The 15,207-nt window shown below is 43.9% G+C and carries 18 protein-coding genes; 17 read left to right on the forward strand and 1 reads right to left on the reverse strand.

Going from position 1 to position 15,207, the window contains the following annotated elements:
- The first annotated feature begins 52 nt into the window (after positions 1-52).
- From ACXQIQ_RS01945 to ACXQIQ_RS01990, 10 genes are all read left to right on the forward strand, one after another.
- Positions 53-964 carry a hypothetical protein gene (locus ACXQIQ_RS01945; protein WP_439300406.1) on the forward strand — a complete coding sequence of 304 codons (912 nt, stop codon included), beginning with the start codon at positions 53-55 and terminating at the stop codon, positions 962-964.
- Between the two features lie 19 nt (positions 965-983).
- Complete coding sequence (locus ACXQIQ_RS01950) at positions 984-2,246, forward strand: tetratricopeptide repeat protein (protein ID WP_439300405.1); 1,263 nt, start codon at positions 984-986, stop codon at positions 2,244-2,246.
- A gap of 173 nt (positions 2,247-2,419) precedes the next feature.
- A complete protein-coding gene (locus ACXQIQ_RS01955) occupies positions 2,420-2,956 on the forward strand; it encodes a ReoY family proteolytic degradation factor (RefSeq protein WP_226549464.1) in 537 nt (178 codons plus the stop codon).
- Between the two features lie 147 nt (positions 2,957-3,103).
- Positions 3,104-3,631 carry a YpiF family protein gene (locus ACXQIQ_RS01960; RefSeq protein ID WP_439300404.1) on the forward strand — a complete coding sequence of 176 codons (528 nt, stop codon included), beginning with the start codon at positions 3,104-3,106 and terminating at the stop codon, positions 3,629-3,631.
- A 142-nt stretch (positions 3,632-3,773) separates the two neighbouring features.
- Positions 3,774-4,271: a ubiquinol-cytochrome c reductase iron-sulfur subunit gene (locus ACXQIQ_RS01965; protein WP_439300403.1), complete on the forward strand. Its 498-nt coding sequence runs from the start codon at positions 3,774-3,776 to the stop codon at positions 4,269-4,271.
- Between the two features lie 15 nt (positions 4,272-4,286).
- Positions 4,287-4,961, forward strand: coding sequence for a menaquinol-cytochrome c reductase cytochrome b subunit (gene qcrB, locus ACXQIQ_RS01970; protein WP_226549444.1), 675 nt, complete (start codon positions 4,287-4,289; stop codon positions 4,959-4,961).
- Between the two features lie 30 nt (positions 4,962-4,991).
- Positions 4,992-5,750 (forward strand): c-type cytochrome, encoded by a 759-nt coding sequence (locus tag ACXQIQ_RS01975; protein ID WP_439300402.1) that lies wholly within the window; start codon positions 4,992-4,994, stop codon positions 5,748-5,750.
- Positions 5,751-5,863: 113 nt separating this feature from the next.
- Positions 5,864-6,460 (forward strand): lipoprotein heptaprenylglyceryl N-acetyltransferase LhaT, encoded by a 597-nt coding sequence (lhaT, locus tag ACXQIQ_RS01980; RefSeq protein ID WP_439300401.1) that lies wholly within the window; start codon positions 5,864-5,866, stop codon positions 6,458-6,460.
- A gap of 101 nt (positions 6,461-6,561) precedes the next feature.
- Entirely contained in the window at positions 6,562-7,374 is an 813-nt protein-coding gene (locus ACXQIQ_RS01985; protein ID WP_439300400.1) for a sporulation protein YpjB, read from the forward strand.
- Positions 7,375-7,422: 48 nt separating this feature from the next.
- Complete coding sequence (locus tag ACXQIQ_RS01990) at positions 7,423-8,100, forward strand: zinc metallopeptidase (protein ID WP_439300399.1); 678 nt, start codon at positions 7,423-7,425, stop codon at positions 8,098-8,100.
- Positions 8,101-8,345: 245 nt separating this feature from the next.
- Here ACXQIQ_RS01990 and ACXQIQ_RS01995 read toward each other — a convergent pair whose 3' ends face one another.
- Positions 8,346-9,218: a YitT family protein gene (locus ACXQIQ_RS01995; protein WP_439300398.1), complete on the reverse strand. Its 873-nt coding sequence runs from the start codon at positions 9,216-9,218 to the stop codon at positions 8,346-8,348.
- Between the two features lie 170 nt (positions 9,219-9,388).
- Between ACXQIQ_RS01995 and ACXQIQ_RS02000 the strand changes: the two genes are divergently transcribed.
- From ACXQIQ_RS02000 to ACXQIQ_RS02030, 7 genes are read left to right on the forward strand one after another with little or no spacing between them, the layout of a single operon-like run.
- Positions 9,389-9,727 carry a nucleotide pyrophosphohydrolase gene (locus ACXQIQ_RS02000; RefSeq protein ID WP_439300397.1) on the forward strand — a complete coding sequence of 113 codons (339 nt, stop codon included), beginning with the start codon at positions 9,389-9,391 and terminating at the stop codon, positions 9,725-9,727.
- On the forward strand, positions 9,724-10,530 hold the full coding sequence (dapB, locus tag ACXQIQ_RS02005) for a 4-hydroxy-tetrahydrodipicolinate reductase (protein WP_439300396.1): 807 nt from the start codon (positions 9,724-9,726) through the stop codon (positions 10,528-10,530). The genes ACXQIQ_RS02000 and dapB overlap by 4 nt, the downstream gene beginning before the upstream one ends.
- A gap of 10 nt (positions 10,531-10,540) precedes the next feature.
- The gene (gene mgsA / locus ACXQIQ_RS02010; RefSeq protein ID WP_439300395.1) at positions 10,541-10,951 is read left to right on the forward strand and encodes a methylglyoxal synthase; all 411 of its coding nucleotides are present in this window, start codon (positions 10,541-10,543) and stop codon (positions 10,949-10,951) included.
- Between the two features lie 2 nt (positions 10,952-10,953).
- Complete coding sequence (bshB1, locus tag ACXQIQ_RS02015; RefSeq protein ID WP_439300394.1) at positions 10,954-11,664, forward strand: bacillithiol biosynthesis deacetylase BshB1; 711 nt, start codon at positions 10,954-10,956, stop codon at positions 11,662-11,664.
- Complete coding sequence (gene bshA / locus ACXQIQ_RS02020) at positions 11,661-12,806, forward strand: N-acetyl-alpha-D-glucosaminyl L-malate synthase BshA (RefSeq protein ID WP_439300393.1); 1,146 nt, start codon at positions 11,661-11,663, stop codon at positions 12,804-12,806. Before bshB1 ends, bshA begins: the two co-directional genes overlap by 4 nt.
- Before the next feature lie 11 nt (positions 12,807-12,817).
- Positions 12,818-14,008, forward strand: coding sequence for a CCA tRNA nucleotidyltransferase (locus ACXQIQ_RS02025; protein ID WP_439300392.1), 1,191 nt, complete (start codon positions 12,818-12,820; stop codon positions 14,006-14,008).
- Positions 13,981-14,964 (forward strand): biotin--[acetyl-CoA-carboxylase] ligase, encoded by a 984-nt coding sequence (locus ACXQIQ_RS02030; protein WP_439300391.1) that lies wholly within the window; start codon positions 13,981-13,983, stop codon positions 14,962-14,964. The genes ACXQIQ_RS02025 and ACXQIQ_RS02030 overlap by 28 nt, the downstream gene beginning before the upstream one ends.
- The last annotated feature ends 243 nt before the right edge of the window (positions 14,965-15,207 follow it).

Below are 15,207 nucleotides of genomic sequence, written 5' to 3' on the forward strand. Positions count from 1 at the left end.
TTGATTCATAGCCTGTCTATAACACCAGTGTTTCTATGAGGGGGACAGGTCAATGGAATATATATTAGAGAATGTTTGGACCACAGACCGGAATCCAAAGCAAAAGCATGTGTATGTCAAAGATAATGTCGTTCGATATGTTTCAGAACGGCCATTACGGATGAAGTGTTTCACAGTCAACTCGGCTGGTTTTGACGTCATCCCCGGTTATGTATTCCGAGACTTTTCATTAAATGGCATGGATGATGTATCGTTGAAGGATCATTGTGAGCAATTGGTCAGGATGGGGTGCACATCTGTCGTAACGGCTTTATCTCTCACATACCCAAAAGAGTTCGAACAACGGATATCTGAAACCCGCACAAAATTGAATGCACTGCCGTTCGATTACGCAATCGGGGTCGAATTACCGATGAACAGGATATCCCCGGCTTTGATCCGTACTTGTCAAAAAGCGAAAATCCCATTCATCAACGCCATGGTCGAACAAGAAGAGGATTTGGATACCGTCATCTGGGAATGGGTCCGTAATGTGAATTTCCCATATACGGTTCCCATCATTGCTGATTGGTCTCAAATTCCGTTGCATGAAAAACGTTTGATGCAATTGAAGGAAAAATGGGCACGAATCTGTAAAGAAAAATCGATCGTTACGATCGACGACTTTCCGAATCACGACCAGCATCGATTGAACAAGCATCAATTGCAATGCCTCGGTCTCTATCCTAAAAAAGGATCCTGGGTGACTGGGTGCGATGTCGATTATCTCGTCTACGAGCGAAACGTATCGGTTGATGGGGAAGAGAGAGTCGAGTATGATAAAGGTAAAAATCCAGTGATCGTCGTACAAAACGGAAACATAATCAAAGTTAAAGATGACATTCGATTGAAACAAGGGAATGGGAAAGAAATGCGGATCATCCGTCCCGGTATCTTTCGAGTGATGTCCAACGATTTGTTATAGGAAGAAAGGATGTACATCAATGTCGAGTGTGGAAAATGCAATTGAGAAAATCGACCGTGGAGAAATAGAAGAAGGTCTGAAATTATTAAAGGACCTGCGAGAATCAAGCGATCATGATACATTGCTTGAAATCGCTCAAATATACAACGAACTTGGTTTCATTGAGGAAGCGATCGATGTTACGGAAGAACTCATGGCATTCCACCCGGATGTTGATGAACTGAAGTTATTCGGAGCTGAACTTTACATGGAAATGGAACGGGAAGAAGAGGCGTTACACCTTCTTGCTTCTGTAGAGCCTGGAGCAGAGCAGTACCTCGAAGCCCTACTTCTTTCAGCGGACCTCTATGAACGACAAGGACTGATCGAGGTCGCAGAACAGAAGCTCCTGACTGCCAAGCGTGAAGCTCCGAATGAACCTGTGATCACCTTTGGCTTAGGAGAGTTTTACCTCCATCAAGGGAATTTCAACCGAAGCATCCTTTACTATGAGGAATTGCTCAAGTCCGGATATGATACCTTCAATCACACTTCTACATCATTACGATTAGCAGAGGCTTTAAGTGGCTCAGGTAAATTTGAAGAAGCGCTCACTCATTATGAAAATGGATTGAAGGATGATTCCAACCCAGATGACTGGTTCGGTTTTGCTTTGACAGCGGATCGGATTGGCGAAAATCAAAAAACGATTCAAGCATTGAATCATTTGAAAGAGCTTGATCCACAATATACAACGTTGTACCCGATTCTTGCACATGCGTATGAAGAAGAGGGCGCTCTTCAGGAAGCGATGGATATCTATCTAGAGGGAATGCGTCTGGATGAATTCAATGAAGAGCTGTATCTACAGGCAGGGCAGCTTGCACTACGGTTGAAAGATGAAGAAAAAGGGATTGAGCTCCTGAAACACGCTTTAAGCCTGGATCCAGCCAATATGAAAGCCACCTCCTTGTTGATGGATCAGTATATTGCTAATGAACAATACGAATACGTAATCGATCTAGCTACTGAAGCTGAAAGATATGGTGACCTTTCTCCGGATGCACATTGGAAGACAGCGATGGCCTATAGGGAGCTTGAGGAAGATGAAGGCGCATTAAAACGTTACGAAAACGCATATAATGAACTAGAGGACCAAGCAGAATTTCTTGAGGACTTTGGATGGTATTTGATTGAGATCGGGCAAAGGGACAAAGCGAAGCAACTGTTGCAAAAAGCGTTAGATCGTGACCCTGAACGTCTGCATCTTGAAGAAGAGATTGTAAGGCTTGAGGAAAGATAATGCTTCCGTTCGTTACAGACATCGGTCAACGACCCTAAAAAATTTCCGATTAAGAAGGAATTGGATGATGGCATATCGAACATAGTAAGTAATTATCAACCAGCTTTGGATTATTATATGGCTGTAGGATATTGTAAGATCTCGAACGACACGTGAATGATGGAGGGATTGCAATGGGCAGCACCGTAACAGTCTTAGAGAAAAAAGATTTTCTTAAATGGTTCTTGAACCACTACCAACTAAAAAAACGCGAATGTGTATGGTTGCTCAACTATTTGGTAAGTGATGAGGCGTTGATGGAAAACGTTCATTTTGTTGAAAATGCAGAATACTGTCCAAAGGCAATCATCATGTCTACCAATTGTGTAGATGGTGTACCTTTCAGATTCTATAAGCAAAATATATTGACGACGGATGCTGAAAAATCGTTTCACGATATCCGTCTGAATCAGGACGAAGACGTCTACATCGAATTGAAGTTCAAAGGTGCTTACCGTACACCGCAATATGCAGCCGTTCTAGAAGAAAATCCTCACATTCCAGAGAACATGGTACCTGATAAGAAGTATGGCTTGTGGGCTGAGATGATCCTGGATCAATCGTTCAGTCATTTCAGAAAAAAGTCACTTCAAACTCAGATCGATGAAGCGCTGGACCGTAAGGATTTTGAAAGCTTCGAACGGTTGAGCAAAGAATACAATAAACTTTGAATGAAATGACAAAGATTCTTATATATACGTCTATTTGGTCAGGAAAGTTGATGAAATGTCTGTCCGTTTCAATCGTCACAAAGGTGATGGCTGAGACCGGCAGACATTTTTGTATGCTTCGAAAAATCATTTGAGAGATATAGCTTTATGAACATCCTGACAAGTGATACACTTTGGATTAGATTGAATGGATTGGATGTGAACGATAGAATGAAATGGAGAACGAAGGATATAGATTTATATCATCAGGCAGCCGAGTATGTCGATACTGCGATCATTCCTCTCATTCCGGTTTCCTGGGGATCTCAAAAGAAACAAGTGGTTCTGAAAGGAGAGTTCCCGCAACTGATCTCAGATGAGTTGGAGCGTCAACTGAAAGGCCGTGTCGTCTTATTTCCGCCAGTTACATATTTGGAAAGCGAAAAAGAGGAAGATGTTCTAAATCGGATCAGTTCTTTATCAGATGAACTTCGTCAAGGGGACATGCCCTTTACGGTTTTCATCACTTCGGATGCAAAGTGGAGCGGTGCAGATTCAGATCGTCAGGAACAAATTATCAACATTCCGCCGGTCCCACTTGAACATATGGATGAAGACTATCAAAGGGAGATTGTTTCTGAACAAGTCAAGCATATTCTACAAATTGTCACAAAAAAGTGGCAAAACACTTTCTAGAACGAATAGATTGGTTGAATTGGACAATGATATTATTGACGATGTTTGTAAGTTACGCTATCATGTTAATGTCCTAGTAATATATGTGTAATATGAGAAAATGTCCGGTTGGACTTAGTCTACTGCGTAAGGGGGGAAACCAATGGCCAATAAAGATGAAGTCTCCAGACGACAATTTTTGAACTATACCTTAACGGGTGTCGGTGGATTCATGGCTGCAGGCATGCTCTTACCGATGGTACGATTTGCGATCGACCCTGTCTTAAAAGAAGGTGCCGGTCAAGATATGGTAGCTGTTGTCGAAGAGAGTAAACTAACAAAAGAACCACAGAGATTCACATTCAAAGTAAAACAAAAAGATGGCTGGTATGAATCTGAAGTCACACAAGCTGCTTGGGTGTTCAAAGAAGATAACGGTGATATCGTAGCATTGTCTCCGATCTGTAAGCACCTTGGCTGTACAGTAGACTGGGGGACAAACCCTGCTTATCCAAACCAGTTCTTCTGTCCTTGTCATGCAGGACGTTATAAGAAAGATGGAGAGAACGTACCAGGCACACCGCCGCTTGCGCCGCTTGATGTTTATAAGAAAGAGGTAAAAGACGGCAAACTATACTTAGGTCAAGCAGAACCACAGTAGAAAGGGGCGTAAAAGATGTTACAAAAAATGTATGACTGGGTAGATGAACGTCTTGATATTACGCCTATGTGGCGAGATATTGCAGACCATGAAGTACCTGAGCACGTCAACCCGGCTCACCACTTCTCAGCGTTCGTGTACTGTTTCGGTGGATTGACGTTCTTCATTACCGTCATCCAAATTCTATCTGGAATGTTTTTGACGATGTATTATGTTCCGGATATTATCAATGCCTATGAATCTGTTTATTACTTACAAAATGAAGTCGCGTTTGGTGTCATCGTTCGCGGAATGCACCACTGGGGTGCGAGTCTGGTCATCGTAATGATGTTTCTACATACTCTTCGTGTTTTCTTCCAGGGTGCATACAAGAAACCTCGTGAATTGAACTGGGTAGTCGGAGTTCTGATCTTCGGTGTCATGCTCGGACTCGGTTTCACAGGTTACCTATTACCTTGGGATATGAAAGCGCTATTTGCAACAAAAGTAGGACTTGAAATTGCAGTAACGGTTCCTGTTATCGGACCAGCATTGAAAACATTGTTAGCGGGTGACGCAACGATCATCGGTGCACAGACGTTGACAAGATTCTTTGCAATCCATGTATTCTTCCTGCCTGGTGCTCTTCTCGGGCTCATGGGAGCGCACTTTATCATGATTCGAAAGCAAGGAATTTCTGGACCACTGTAAAATATGCGATAGGATAAAGGAGGGAGAAAGATGCATCGTGGCAAAGGTATGAAGTTTGTAGGGGATTCCCGTATCCCTGCAGAACGAAAGCCGAACATCCCGAAAGATTACTCCGAGTATCCAGGGAAAACGGAAGCGTTCTGGCCAAACTTCCTTTTAAAAGAATGGATGGTCGGATCCGTATTCTTGATCGGCTACCTTATTTTGACGGTCGTTCACGAATCCCCGCTTGAGCGTAAAGCGGATCCAACGGATGCAAGTTACATTCCACTACCTGACTGGTATTTCTTATTCTTATACCAATTATTGAAGTATAAATATGCAGCCGGTGATTTCACACTGATTGGAACAGTCATCATGCCAGGATTGGCATTCGGTGCACTTCTATTAGCTCCATGGTTGGATCGTGGCCCTGAACGTCGCCCGAACAAACGACCTGTAGCAGTAGGAATGATGTTGTTGGCACTCATTTCAATCATCTTCTTGACTTGGGAATCTGTCGTCAACCATGATTGGGAGAAAGCTGAGCAACAAGGTAAGATCGTTGAAGTCGAGATTGATGAATCAGCACCTGGATATAAAGTTTATCAAGAACAGGGCTGTATCGGATGTCACGGTAACAATTTATCCGGTGGAAGCGGGCCTTCCTTGATTGGAACTGGCTTACCACCTGAGGAAATTGGAAATATCGCGAAAAACGGTATCGGGAATATGCCAGGAGGTATCTTTAAAGGTACTGACGAGGAATTACAACAACTTTCCGAGTTCATCGCTGAACTCGAGAAGTAATAAAGTATACTTATAAGGAGAGACTGACAAATATGGTCAGTCTCTTTTTACATCGTTCAATCATCATACATAGTTCGAAAATCTACTTCACGCTAATAAAAAGGAGATAGAAGATGCACACGATTTTGATGTTGTTAAGACACCGTGCATTCCTTTGGATGCTTCTGATCATCAACATTTTAGGAACAATTTATGGATACTACTGGTACGCTGACCAATTGGAACGTACACCGTGGTACTTCCTGCCGTTCGTTCCAGATAGTCCAACTGCCAGTCTGTTCTTCGTATTTGTCCTGATTGCGTTTTTACTAGGGAGGAATTGGCCTCTGATGGAAGCGCTCGCAGCCATCACTCTGTTCAAATACGGAATATGGGCTGTCATCATGAATTTGCTCGGTGGTTCAGTGACAGGTTCATTGAATTTCGTCAATTACATGTTGATCTTTTCTCATTTAGGTATGGCGATCCAAGGCATTTTATATGCTCCTTTTTATCAAATCAAAAGATGGCATATATTTGTCGCTACTATCTGGGTCCTCCATAATGAGATGATTGACTATCTATTCGACATGATGCCGACCTACTCAGTGCTCGATATGTACTATACGGAAATCGGTTACTTCACCTTCTGGTTGAGCATCCTTTCCATTCTCATCGTTTATCTATTAACGATCCGTAAATCTACTACCGATCGTTTCGAGACTCAATAGAATCCGCGTTCTACTCTTGTCCCATCCTACATAAGATGAACTATAGCTTGTACGGTCGTGATGTATAAGAAAGAGTTTTCTTAATAGGAGGGACAAGTTTTATGAGAGGGGTATTTGCTTTATTCCTGATAGGGTGTTTCTTGTTCATTCCATTGACTGTTTTTGCTGACCATGGTGAAGGAGATCATTGGAAGAAGCTGAGTGAGTTATCCTATAAAGCACTGCAACTGACGAAAGAAGAGAAATATGCTGATGCCAAGGATGTTCTCGGATATTTCGAACGTGAATATCATGAATTAGCCGATGCAGACAAGGACTTATCTATCCATCATCTCCGCATTTTTTCAACCAGTTATGATGAATCGGTGAAAGTATTGACGGAAGTCGCTGCTTCCCATGAAGAAAGAGTCAATACCTTGATGGGTTTACACCTACTTGTTGATGCCGTTCATACGGATCACCAGCCGTTATGGAAATCGACACAGAATGAATTGATGAGCATGTTGGAGAAGATGGAAGGGGCAGCCGCTGACCAGGAGTTGCAATCCTTCTATGCGTACTTCAATCAATTCTTGGTGAAGTATGACAAAATCCACCCTGCATTAAGTGTTGATCTACCAGCAGAATTATTGAGCCGAATCGATTCCTATGTAAAATATTTAGATGAAAATCGGTCATTGGTTGTAACGACGGATCATCAGCTGCAACAGATCAAGTTCATAGAAGCAGCCTTGAAAGATGCTTATGACCAGAAGCAAGAGGACAGTGCGGATCCATCCATTTTGTGGCTGATCTTTACGGTCGGAGGCGGAATTATCTCTACATTATTTTACGTCGGATGGAGAAAATATTCAGAGGAAAAGAAAGGCATTCAAACCTTCTCCAAGCAAAAAGAATACAATCGCTTCCGCTAAGTGATATACTTGCTTTATAAAGGGAATCAAAGCGATTAGGAGGGACAATTGATGTTTCTGATCTATTTTCTCCTGTTATTGGCCATTCCACTTTGGGCTCAGTTTCGAGTGAAAAAAGTCTATAGTAAATATGCTAAAGTACCTTCCGCACTAGGGATGTCAGGTGCAGAGGTAGCTCGCAAAATCCTGATGGATAATAACATCCATGATGTAGAAATCGAACCAATCCGCGGGAAACTGTCGGATCATTATGATCCGCGCAGCAAGGTTGTGCGTTTGTCGGAAGATCATTATTACGGACATTCCATAGCAGGGACGGCAGTTGCCGCCCATGAAGTGGGCCATGCGATCCAGCATGCGAACCAATATGGTCCGTTAAGAGCCAGGCATGCCCTTGTTCCTGTCGCATCGATCGGCTCGAACATGTCATATTTCCTCATCCTTATTGGCATCATTTTTGGCGCAGCTGACTTGATTTTGCCAGGTATCTTGCTGATGGCTGGGGCAGTGCTCTTCCAGCTGGTAACATTACCGGTCGAGTTCAATGCAAGCAGCCGTGCGATGAATCAGATTGTACAGCTAGGGCTGATCCGAAATGATGAGGAACGGCAGGCAAGAAAAGTGTTGAATGCAGCAGCACTAACGTATGTTGCTTCCGCACTAGTCGCGTTGTTAGAACTCGCGCGGTTCGTGCTCATTTTCGTCGGAATGAACCAATCTGAATAATGATAAGGTAAAACCGCTTGGTAAAAGCCAAGCGGTTTTTTTTATGTTGTTTCGCCGTTCTTTTTACTGGCATGCGCACCCCAAAAACGCCAAAAACGGAAGATCGCACCCCGCAAGAGGCTCTTGGGCACCCCGAAAACGGGAAAAACGGAAGATCGCACCCCACAAGACGCGCTTAACTCACACTACATCATAAAAAAAGCTGACCTGAACATCATATATTTGATGTTCTAGGTCAGCCTCATCTAATCGTGTAATGGGTTCTTGTTTTCATCCAGGGTGAATCCTTCTCCAAGTACATCATGGACGTCATTGACGGCGACGAAAGCATGCGGATCGATCTGTTGGATCAAGATTCGCAACCGGAAGATTTCATTCCTCGCGATGACGCAATACAAAACCTCTTTTTGCGCACCGGTGAACGTTCCTCTTCCATTCAAGATGGTCGCGCCACGATCGAGCTCTTTGATGATGCGATTGGCGATTTCTGCGTTTTTCTCAGATATGATCATGGCTGCCTTGGCTGCGTATGCACCTTCCTGGATAAAGTCGATGACACGCGCACCAACAAACACGGCAACAAGTGTGTACATCGCTTCTTTATAGTTGAGGTAAGTGATGGTCGCAGACAAAATGACGAAAGCGTCAAAAAGGAACATCGTCTTACCGAAACTCCACCCGACATATTTGTTCACTAGTCTAGCAATGATATCGACACCGCCTGTGGTACCACCATAGCGGAAAATGATACCCAATCCGATTCCGATGAATACCCCGGCGAACAACGCCGCAAGTGTCAGATCCTCTCGGAGTGGAAAGTGAAACCGCAAATGGTATTGGAAGATCCATAGAAAAAAGGACACTGCCACTGTACCGATGATGGTGTATATGAAGGCGTTCCTCCCGAGCAATCTCCAACCTATCAAGAACAATGGAACATTCAATACGAGGTTGGATATGGCAGGATCGATTTGAAAGAGATTATAGAGAATCAGGGTGATACCCGTGAATCCGCCTTCAGCCAGGTTGTTTTCAAGATTGAAATGGATGATGCCGAAACTGAAAATTGCTGAACCGAGTAAAATGAATAATACATTCTTAAGCTTGATCTTAAGCATCCGGACAGCCTCCTTTTAACGTATTCTGTTGATTGAGTGACGGTTCGGTCATACTAACGAATAAGTAGAAATCATACATCACTACCTAACCAATCTATCCATGTCTTTATTATTTGTCAAACCGTTTTGATTTAGCTAACATGAAGTAGAGTATGAAATGAGGTGGAACGATGAACGAACGTACGATGAAAGAGATGCAAGATGCAGTAGATGAATATATCGGACAATTCAAGGAAGGATATTTCAGTCCACTAGCCATGCTTGCGAGGATGACAGAAGAGTTAGGCGAACTATCCAGAGAAGTGAACCATCGTTATGGGGAAAAGCCGAAAAAATCCAGTGAAGATGAACAGTCGATTGAAGAAGAATTAGGAGATCTATTGTTCGTCGTGATCTGTTTTGCGAATTCATTACATATTGATTTAGACGAAGCGTTACGCATCGTGATGGATAAATTCAACACAAGAGATAAAGATCGTTGGACACGTATAGAGGAGGAAACAGAATGAGTGAACGAACCATCCGTATCGTCATAGCTGGTCCGAGAGGAAAAATGGGCAAGGAAGCTGTGAAGATGGTCACCGATACAGAGCACTTTCAGCTGAAAGCAGTCGTGGATACTAAAAACGCAGGAAAGATGCTAAAAGATCTTGAAGATCAGCCAAACCTGGAGATTCCTGTTTTTGATGATCTACGAACGTGTCTTTCAGAAACCGAAACGGATGTTATCATTGACCTGACCAAACCGGATTCCGGTAAAAAGCATCTGGAAATCGCACTTGAGTATGGTGTTCGGCCAGTCGTCGGAACAACAGGTTTTACAGATGAGGAAATCGCACGATTCAGTGAAACAGCAGAAGAGAAAGGCATCGGCGTTGTCATCGCGCCGAATTTTGCTATCGGAGCGATTTTGATGATGAAGTTTTCTCAAATGGCAGCCAAGTACATGCCAGACGTCGAGATCATCGAACAGCATCATGACCAAAAGCTGGATGCACCTTCTGGTACAGCGATGAAAACGGCTCAAATGATCAAAGAGGTCCGTGAACCGAAACAACAAGGTCATCCTGAAGAAACAGAAGATCTCAAGGGTGCAAGAGGTGGGGATGTTGATGGCATCCGGATCCACAGTGTACGTCTTCCGGGACGTGTTGCACACCAGGAAGTTCTGTTAGGTACGACAGGACAAACGTTATCCATCCGCCATGATACGATCGATCGAAGTGCGTTCATGCCAGGTGTGAAAATGTCTGTTGAGACGATCATGAAATTGGACGTATTGGTTTATGGATTGGAAAATCTAATGGAGTAGGGGTAGACAGATGAATATAGCATTGATTGCACACGATAAGAAGAAGCAGGATATCATTAATTTTACAGTCGCATATGCACCTGTTCTGAAAAAACATAAGCTGTTTGCTACCGGGACGACGGGAACGAAAATTTCGGATGCAACAGGCCTTGAAGTGCACAGGTTCCAATCCGGTCCGCTCGGTGGGGATCAACAAATCGGAGCAATGATCGCTGAAAACAAGATGGATTTGGTCATCTTTTTCAAAGACCCGCTAACGGCACAGCCACATGAACCGGATATCGCAGCGCTTATCCGACTTTGTGATGTTTATCAGATCCCTCTTGCCTCCAACATTGCAAGTGCAGAAATTTTTGTCCACGCGTTAGAGCGCGGTGATTTCGACTGGCGTAAAGTGATCCGGGATAGAGAGGAAGGTTAGGTATGAACGATGAACTTGATCTTCTTGCCTTCGGTGCACATCCTGATGATGTTGAAATCGGTATGGCAGGTACACTGATCAAACATGCAGATAGAGGCTTCAAGACAGGAGTCTGTGATTTGACGCTAGCAGAACTGTCTTCCAATGGCAATGTGGAACTTCGTCAGCAGGAAGCGAGACAAGCGAGTGAAACACTCGGTCTGAGTGAAAGGATCAACCTTCACTTGCCAGACCGCGGATTATCGATTACGGATTCCCATATTAGAAAAATTGCGGCAGTCATAAGAAAATACAAACCAAAGGCGGTTTTCGTTCCTTATCCGAAAGACCGTCACCCGGATCACGGAAACTGCACAAGATTGGTTGAGGAAGCCCTCTTTTCGGCCGGAATCCGAAAATTCACGGTGGAGGGAGATTTACCTGCACACCGAATCGAAAAGGTTTATTATTACTACATCAACGGTTATGACCATCCTTCTTTTACAGTTGATATATCAGCAGTCCAAGAGAGGAAGATGGATAGCTTGAAAGCTTATAAGAGTCAATTTACAGCAAGTGAAGACGGTGTAGAGACCCCGCTCAATAACGGTTACCTTGAAACGGTTGAAGCGCGTGACACGATGTTTGGAAAAGAAGCAGGTGTACGTTATGCTGAAGGGTTCTATACTAAACGTCCGATCTTGATGGATCATTTGTTAGGAGAGTCAACATGAAAAAACTGAAAATCGGTATCACATGTTATCCGACAGTCGGTGGATCTGGCGTCGTCGCCACGGAACTTGGAAAAATGCTAGCGAAGGAAGGGCATGAAATCCATTTCATCACATCAAGCGTCCCTTTTCGCCTCGAAAAGTTCTATTCGAACATCCACTTCCATGAAGTCGAAGTGAATCAATATTCCGTTTTCCGTTATCCTCCTTACGATTTGACGCTCGCGAGTAAAATGGCGGAAATCGCAGAACGGGAAGAACTGGATCTGTTGCACGTCCATTATGCTGTCCCTCATGCCATCTGTGCCTATTTAGCGAAGCAGATGGTCGGAGATCACTTGAAGATCGTGACTACTCTGCACGGGACGGACATTACAGTGCTCGGTTATGATCCGAGCCTGAGCGAATTGATTAAATTCGGAATTGAACAGTCAGACTCCGTGACAGCGGTCTCAAACAGTTTGATCGAGCAAACACAGGTCCTGTTGGGCACGGATAAAGAAATCGAGTGTGTATATAACTTCATTGATGAAAAAGTGTACCACCGGACCACTTCTACTGATTTGCGCAAAGAATATGGGATTGGTCCAGATGAAAAAGTGATCATCCACGTTTCCAACTTCCGAGGCGTGAAAAGAGTTCCGGACGTCGTCAATACCTTTCATAGAGTCAATAAGAAAGTTCCTTCCAAACTATTGCTGGTAGGAGATGGCCCAGAGCTTACGGTCGCTTGTCGTCTGACGAAGGAGCTTGGTATAGAAGACGATGTCCATTTCTTAGGGAAGCAGGACAATATTGCAGAATTGTTCTCTATCAGTGATTTGAAGTTGCTCTTATCTGAAAAAGAAAGCTTCGGTCTCGTTCTACTAGAAGCGATGGCATGTGGCGTTCCGGTCATCGGTACGAACATAGGAGGTATTCCAGAAGTCATTGAAGACGGGAAAACCGGTTATGTTTGTAAAGTGGGAGATCTGGATGTCATCACTGAAAAATCCCTTGAGATCCTGCAAAACGACGAACTCCATGAGCAAATGTCAAAGAATGCAATAGAGCATGTCCATACGCAGTTCCACTCACGTAAAATCGTAGAGCAATATATGGATGTTTATGCGAAGACACTCGGTATCAAATCAGTCGAAGTTTAGGAGAGCGGATCATGTCTTTCAGTAAAGCGGAAAAAATCATCGAGCAATTGAAAAACAATGGATATGACGCTTATATCGTAGGTGGTGTCGTCCGGGACCTTCTGTTGAAGAAGAAGCTTGGAGATATTGACATCGCCACTTCCGCTTTACCAGAGGACGTCCAACGGATCTTCGAAAAGACGATTCCGGTCGGCATAGAACACGGTACCGTCATCGTCAGGATGGATGGAGAATCCTATGAAGTGACGACGTTCCGAAAAGAAGGCGAGTATGAAGACTATCGACATCCATCAGAGGTTGAATTCCATGATTCAATCGAATTAGATCTGTCAAGACGTGATTTCACCATTAATGCAATGGCTCTCAGGCAGGATGAGACCGTTTTTGATCCTTTCGGTGGTCAATTAGACTTGGAAAAGAAGCTGATCCGTGCCGTCGGAAATCCACATGAACGTTTCCGCGAAGACCCATTACGGATGATGCGGGCATTGCGCTTCCTCTCAGCACTCGGGTTCAGGTTGGAAAGTGAAACGTATACTGCACTCAAAATGAATGCAGTACTGCTGGACAAGATTTCAGTTGAACGAATACGGGATGAATTCGAAAAGTTACTAGCAGGGGCCCATTGTGAAGAAGCTCTTCAATTCATCAAGGAGGCAAACCTCGATCGGTATTTACCAAATGGTCCATATAAGTTTGAAGTGAATCCCGCTTTTTCCAAATGGGAGAAATTGACCTCTGATGAAGAGAGATGGGCTGGATTCCTCTTGAGGCTGGGTATATCGGAACCGTTCGATTGGCTTCATGCTTGGAAACCTTCCAATCAGAAACGCAAGCAAGTTTCTCATCTTGTAGAATTATATAGAAACGATCCCGATTTCAAAAATCCAATGACCCTCTACCGCAATGGATTGGATCGTTTGAAATCGGTTATGAGATTACAACAGTTTTTTGGATATCAGGTGTCTACGACTCCTCAAGAGATGAATGCAATCTTTGTACAGCTTCCGATCCAGGAGCGATCGGAGTTGGCGATCGATGGGAATGACCTCCAAGCCCTGGTAAATCAGCCGCCTGGACCATGGATTGAGGAACTTTTGGAAAATATCGAGTGTCGTGTCGTATCGGGAACATTGAAAAATGACCCCGGGGAAATTAAGGAGTGGATTACACAATGCAATCAAGCACAAGAGAACGGTTGATCAGTCTTCTTTCGGAATCGGATGACCATATGTCCGGACAAAAGCTCAGCGAAATCATCGGATGTTCACGAACAGCGATATGGAAGCATATCGAAGAGCTGAGAAAGGAAGGGTATGTCGTGGAGGCGGTACAGAAAAAAGGATACCGCATCATCGATCGACCGAATAACCTTCATCCGGGTGAAATCAAACATCATATGGAGACAGAAAAAATCGGACAAGTCATCCATTATGAGCCATCGGTGACATCGACTCAGGAAATCGCCCATAAATTCGCCTTGAATGATGCAGAAGAAGGAACCATCGTCATCGCTGACGAACAAACGTTAGGAAAAGGACGATTAGGTCGTTCATGGCACTCACCGAAAGGAAACGGCATCTGGATGAGCATCATCTTACGACCGAACATTCCACCCCAAAGGGCACCTCAGCTCACATTACTGGCTGCTGTCAGTGTCGTCCAGGGGATCAAGGAAGTGACCGATTTGGATGCCCAGATCAAATGGCCGAATGATATTTTGATTGAAGGGAAAAAAGTGGTCGGGATCCTGACAGAGCTTCAAGCGGAAGCAGATCGTGTCAATTCCGTCATCATCGGGATCGGCATCAACGTAAACACACCAGAAGAGGTTTTTCCAGAAGAAATCAAGAAAATCGCAACCTCATTGAAAGTCCAAAGCGGGAAAGAGATTGAACGAGCCCATCTCGTCCGTGCCATCATGGAAAAGATGGAAAAGCTCTATCATCTATACCTTGAGCACGGGTTTGCCCCGATCAAGCTATTATGGGAAGGTTCTGCAGCAAGTCTTGGAAGGCGGGTAAAAGTCCGTACGATCACTGGAGAGCTGTATGGCAAAGCGAAGGGTATTACAGAAGAGGGTGTCCTTCTCGTTGAAGATGATGAGGGTGAAGTCCATCGGGTATACTCTGCAGATATAGAACTTCCCCAAAACTGATAAATATTTGATATAATGGTCATGTAGGCGGTATCGCTCAGGCGAACTGCACTTTGATTAAACATGTTCATACAAAGTACGTTAAGTAATATGTTCTGCCTTGATCCGAACATTGGACATGGACAGAGGGATGAAAGTTTGTAAGCGTTTTATCTCCTTCTTTCTGTATGTCTGAAAGAAGGTTTTTTATTTGCACGATTTTCCACTTTCATCTTCCTCTGATAATAAAAAAGGAGGAGAAGT

Source organism: Pseudalkalibacillus sp. Hm43 (assembly GCF_054170705.1).